The organism is Acinetobacter sp. UBA5934 (assembly GCF_002430855.1).
Lineage (GTDB): Bacteria > Pseudomonadota > Gammaproteobacteria > Pseudomonadales > Moraxellaceae > Acinetobacter.
Map to the genome: position 1 here is coordinate 14,636 of NZ_DJDC01000063.1, position 5,003 is coordinate 19,638.

The following is a 5,003-nucleotide window of genomic DNA, read 5'->3' on the forward strand; positions in this document are numbered from 1 at the left end:
GGCGTATGTAATGCCATGGAAACCTTGCTGGTTGATGAGAAGGTTGCTGAAGATTTCTTGCCAAGCATTGCTGAACTGTATGCAGAAAAACAGGTTGAACTGCGCGGCTGCCGTGAAACCCAGCGCATTCTCGGTTCAAGCGTAAAACCGGCCAGCGAAGAAGATTGGTACACTGAATATTTAGGTCCAATTTTGGCGGTTAAAGTGGTGAGCGGGATTGATGAAGCGATTGATCATATCAACAAATATGGTTCACATCATACCGATGCCATCATTACTGAAAACTATAGTCTTGCTCGCCAGTTCCTGGCTCGTGTCGATTCAAGTTCAGTGATGATTAATGCCTCTACCCGTTTTGCTGACGGTTTTGAATATGGTTTGGGTGCTGAAATTGGTATTTCCACCGATAAAATTCATGCTCGTGGTCCAGTCGGTCTGGAAGGTCTGACGTCACAAAAATGGGTTGTGTTTGGTGATGGTCAAATTCGCCAGTAATTCTCCTATTTAAAGTATATTTCAGTGTTCAGCTTCAAGCATGAGGCTGAACACAGTCACTACATTATCCCTGTCTTAAATTTCGTAACATGATAAAAATAATGAGAAAGATAAAGGGGAAATCGCATGTTTTATTATTTGATCATTTGTACCTTCTTACTGGCATTGCTGGTGTCTTTTGCAGTAATGAAAATTTTTTCTAATTCTATTAACGCCATTCTTGCCCGTATCATTCACGATCCGATTCATGAAGCCTGGGCGAAATACACCAAATTTGCCGGCATGGTGGTCGGCACTTCGTCAGGCATCCGTATTTATGATATGGAAAAATACATTACCCCGCTGACTTACACGGAAAATGACAAGAAAATTGTGATTGAACTGACCCAAGAGCGTTGGGTACTGGAAATTTACCGGACGATTATTGAAACCCTACAAGGTTTAGCCTGGATGATGCTGGTGTTTTTTATGGTGGCGTTGATTGCTTATGTCATCGTACGCTGGTCAGAAATAAAATATCAAAACTAAGCATTAAAATAACCTTTATGCTCTGCTCAAATTGGCATACACATGCTAGGCTGAGTATGAATGCAAAATAGACATCTGATGATTTAGTACTATTTTATTAATAAATGAAAACTATCAACTGATAAATTTTAATTATTATTGTTTTAGCGGTCGATAGTGCTTAAGTCTAATCTCCTAAAGTCTAGCTTGTGACAATAAAAAAGCTCATGGTACAACTATTAAACAGATCGAAAGATGCATACTAAAATGAATATCGACGATCACGGGTAATACAACAATTCAAGTACGAAAATTTTCAGTTAAGGAATACCTCATGCCTAAATCAGTATTAGTCATCAATTGTGGGTCATCTTCAATTAAGTTTGCATTATTGCTTGAAGACCAAGAATTCCGCATCCATGGTTTAGCTGAAAACTTAGGTACACCTGAAGCACGTATTAAAGGTGTGACGGTAGGCAATGAACCTGTCGATATTCGTATTCCCAATGCTGATCATAAAGAGGCGCTTGAAGTCGGTTTGGCGCGTCTAGCCAACTATAAGCCTGATGCCATCGGTCACCGTATTGTCCATGGTGGCACACTCACCAAAGCTGAATTACTGACTGACGACATTATTGAAAAAATTCGTGCAGCGACGCCACTAGCGCCGCTACACAACCCTGCGCATTTAGTCGGTATTGAAGCCACCAAACGTCTTTTCCCGGACTTGCCGCAAGTAGCTGTATTTGATACCGCATTCCACCAAACCATGCCGGAACACGCATTCCGTTATGCATTGCCAAAATTCTTATATACCGAGCACAATGTGCGTCGTTACGGCTTCCACGGTACTAGCCATGCTTATGTATCTGAACGTGGTTCAGAATTGGCCGGCAGCTTTAAACAAGGCGGCTGGTTAACGGCACACCTGGGTAATGGTAGCTCGACCTGTGCGATATGGAATGGTCAAAGTGTCGATACTTCAATGGGCTTAACCCCACTTGAAGGCATTGTGATGGGCACCCGTAGCGGTGATGTCGACCCAAGCTTACACAGCTTTCTTGCCAGTAACCTGGGTTGGGATGTCTATAAAATTGACAAGATGCTAAACAAAGAAAGTGGTTTGCTGGGTTTATCAAACAATCTTTCAAATGACATGCGTACCCTGATTGAAGCCTCAGAACAAGGCAATGAAGATGCCACGATTGCGATTGAAGTATTCTGCTACCGTCTTGCTAAATCTTTGGCTGCATTGAGCTGTGGCTTGCCACGTCTGGATGGTCTGTTCTTTACCGGTGGTATTGGCGAGAACTCGGCGTATATCCGTGAAAAAACCATGGCTTACCTACCTCATTTCGGTTTCAACTTAAGCAAAGAACAAAACGATAATTTGAAACGCGGTACAGAAGGTCGTATTGATACAGGCACAGGCCCTCAAATTTGGGTCATTCCAACCGATGAAGAAGGCCGTATTGCCAAAGAGACTGCGCACGTTGTAAAAGGCGAGGTGAGTCAGGCAACGGCAAAAAAGTCTGAAGCAGATGTAGCGATGGCTTAAGTCATCGCATATTTTACAATGCGATTATTCATCCTTTTATTTAGAATCAAACTATGAAAACAATTTTACTCGTGCCAACTGGGGAAGGTGTAGGCTTAACTTCGGCCGGCCTAGGCTTAATCTATGCTTTGGAATGCCAAGGCATAAAAGCTGGTTTTCTGAAACCTTTTTCACAAGAACCGCAGCAAGACTTTGATCGCTCAACCGCACTTTACCGTCATTTATCGAATAGTGGAACGGTAGAACCGATTCCTTATACTCGTCTCACTCAGCAGCTCAGCTTAGGTGAAACTGATGAATTGCTTGAACAGGCTGTTCATTTGCACCGCCAAATTGCCAAAAAGCATGACCTGATTATTGTGGAAGGTTTGGTTCCAAATCATCGTGATGCCTTTGCTGCAGAACTGAATGCGACATTAGCTCAAGCACTGGATGCTAAAGTCATTATTGTCAGCAATGCAGACATCAACAAACCTGAAGTTGCGGCAGAAAAAGTTGAAAATCAATTACGCTATTTGGGTGGAGCAGCCTCTACCCGTAATGCTGGCGTATTGTTTATGCGAACCAAAGGCTTAGCCAAAGATTCAGCAGAAATCCCAGTCACGTTTAATCCAAACTTGCGTTTAATTAGTGATACCAACAAATTTGCTGCACAAATTCAAAAAACCCATGCCCATATTGGTTCTGAAAAACTGCCCGTGATTGGCCTGGTTCCTTTCAGTAACACCTTGAGTGTGCCCCGTATTTCCGACCTGGCAGTCCATATTTCAGCAAGCTGGATTAACCAGGGTGAAGCAGCCACACGTCGCATGTTACACAGCAGCCTCATCACTGCAAATATAGAACATGAACTGACTAAGTTTGTTGCAGGCGAACTAATTATTAGTGCCGCTGACCGAATTGACGTTTTATTGGCCAGCAGTCTGGCCAGCAGTAATGGTATTCCTTTGGCAGGATTGGTTTTAACTGAATATGCTGAGCCGAATCCCGCTGTTTTAGCATTTTGCCAGTCGGCCATGAACCATGGCTTACCGGTTCTGCATACCGAATTAAGTGCTTTTGAAACTGCGCAAAGTCTCGCAAATCTCAGCAATGAAATTCCAGTCGATGATATCGAGCGTGCAGAACAAGTTTCACGCTTCGTGTCTAGCCATATTAATGCGGACTGGATTGCTCAGCTGATCAATGGTTCATACAAAGCACGTTTGTCCCCTTCTGCATTCCGTCATGAACTGGTGCAAAAATCAATTGCGGCGAAAAAGCGTATTGTCCTTCCAGAAGGGGATGAACCGCGTACTATTCAAGCAGCAGCAATCTGTCAATCTCGTGGGATTGCCCACTGCATTCTGCTGGCAAAACCTGAAGCTGTGGTTGAGGCCGCTAAAGCACGTGGAATTGAATTACCGCATGATTTAGAAATTCTGGATCCAGACCTGATTCGCGAAAATTATGTCGAGAAAATGGTCGAGCTACGTAAAGGCAAGCTCAACGAATTGCAGGCACGTGAACAGCTGCAAGATACCGTGGTACTGGGTACCATGATGCTGGCTCTGGCTCAAGTCGACGGCTTAGTGTCGGGTGCGGTACATACCACTGCCAATACGGTTCGTCCTGCATTTCAGCTAATTAAGACCGCACCAGATTACTCACTGGTATCTTCTGTGTTCTTTATGCTGCTACCGGATGAAGTCTATGTTTATGGTGACTGTGCCATCAATCCGGACCCAGATGCAGAACAACTGGCAGAAATTGCAATTCAGTCTGCCGACTCTGCCAAAGCATTTGGTATTGACCCGCGCATTGCCATGATTTCGTATTCAACCGGTACCTCTGGTGCAGGTGCCGATGTAGAAAAAGTTGCGAAAGCCACTGAAATTGCCAAGCAACGCCGTCCAGACTTATTGATTGATGGTCCATTGCAATACGATGCAGCATCAGTTGAAAGTGTCGGTCAATCTAAAGCTCCTGGCTCACCAGTTGCCGGTCGTGCCAATGTATTTATTTTCCCTGACTTGAATACCGGCAACACCACCTATAAAGCAGTACAACGTGCTGCAAATGTGGTGAGTGTAGGCCCAATGCTGCAAGGTTTAAATAAACCGGTGAATGACTTGTCACGTGGTGCTTTGGTGGATGATATTGTATTCACAATTGCTTTGACTGCGATTCAGGCAGAGCAGCAAGCTGCTCAATAATTTTTTAATTCAAGTTTTCCGAACCATCTGATTGAAAAATCGGGTGGTTTTTTTTATGGGGTGTTATTCCCAAGTAGAAATGTCCTACCTAATAACCAAATAGAAATGTCCTATATGGACAATTCCAAGTCAAGCACAGGATTTAGATTTCGTTCTTTGATTGCTATTTTCTGTGCACGTCTGCTTGGCATCTTTTGAGAACGATTGCGTTTGTTTTGTTGTTCCAGTTCTTCATGCTGTTGTTGGAT

Annotated in this window: 4 protein-coding genes and 1 pseudogene; 4 read left to right on the forward strand and 1 reads right to left on the reverse strand. The window is 43.6% G+C overall.

Features of this window, described 5'->3' with window-relative positions:
• From B2Y23_RS04370 to pta, 4 genes are all read left to right on the forward strand, one after another.
• Positions 1-495, forward strand: a 495-nt coding sequence (locus tag B2Y23_RS04370) for an aldehyde dehydrogenase family protein (RefSeq protein ID WP_291369253.1), incomplete at its 5' end; no start/stop codon positions are given.
• Between the two features lie 126 nt (positions 496-621).
• On the forward strand, positions 622-1,023 hold the full coding sequence (locus B2Y23_RS04375; RefSeq protein WP_291369255.1) for a hypothetical protein: 402 nt from the start codon (positions 622-624) through the stop codon (positions 1,021-1,023).
• 313 nt (positions 1,024-1,336) lie between these two features.
• Positions 1,337-2,560: an acetate/propionate family kinase gene (locus B2Y23_RS04380; protein ID WP_291369257.1), complete on the forward strand. Its 1,224-nt coding sequence runs from the start codon at positions 1,337-1,339 to the stop codon at positions 2,558-2,560.
• 53 nt (positions 2,561-2,613) lie between these two features.
• Positions 2,614-4,755, forward strand: coding sequence for a phosphate acetyltransferase (gene pta / locus B2Y23_RS04385; RefSeq protein ID WP_291369259.1), 2,142 nt, complete (start codon positions 2,614-2,616; stop codon positions 4,753-4,755).
• Between the two features lie 110 nt (positions 4,756-4,865).
• Here pta and B2Y23_RS04390 read toward each other — a convergent pair.
• Positions 4,866-5,003 (reverse strand): annotated as a pseudogene (locus B2Y23_RS04390) (ISNCY family transposase); the annotation flags it as partial.

Bases quoted from the DNA above. Each gene is read 5' to 3' on its own strand.
- B2Y23_RS04375 (WP_291369255.1), top strand. From the start codon at position 622: ATGTTTTATTATTTGATCATTTGTACCTTCTTACTGGCATTGCTGGTG.
- B2Y23_RS04380 (WP_291369257.1), top strand. From the start codon at position 1,337: ATGCCTAAATCAGTATTAGTCATCAATTGTGGGTCATCTTCAATTAAG.
- pta (WP_291369259.1), top strand. From the start codon at position 2,614: ATGAAAACAATTTTACTCGTGCCAACTGGGGAAGGTGTAGGCTTAACT.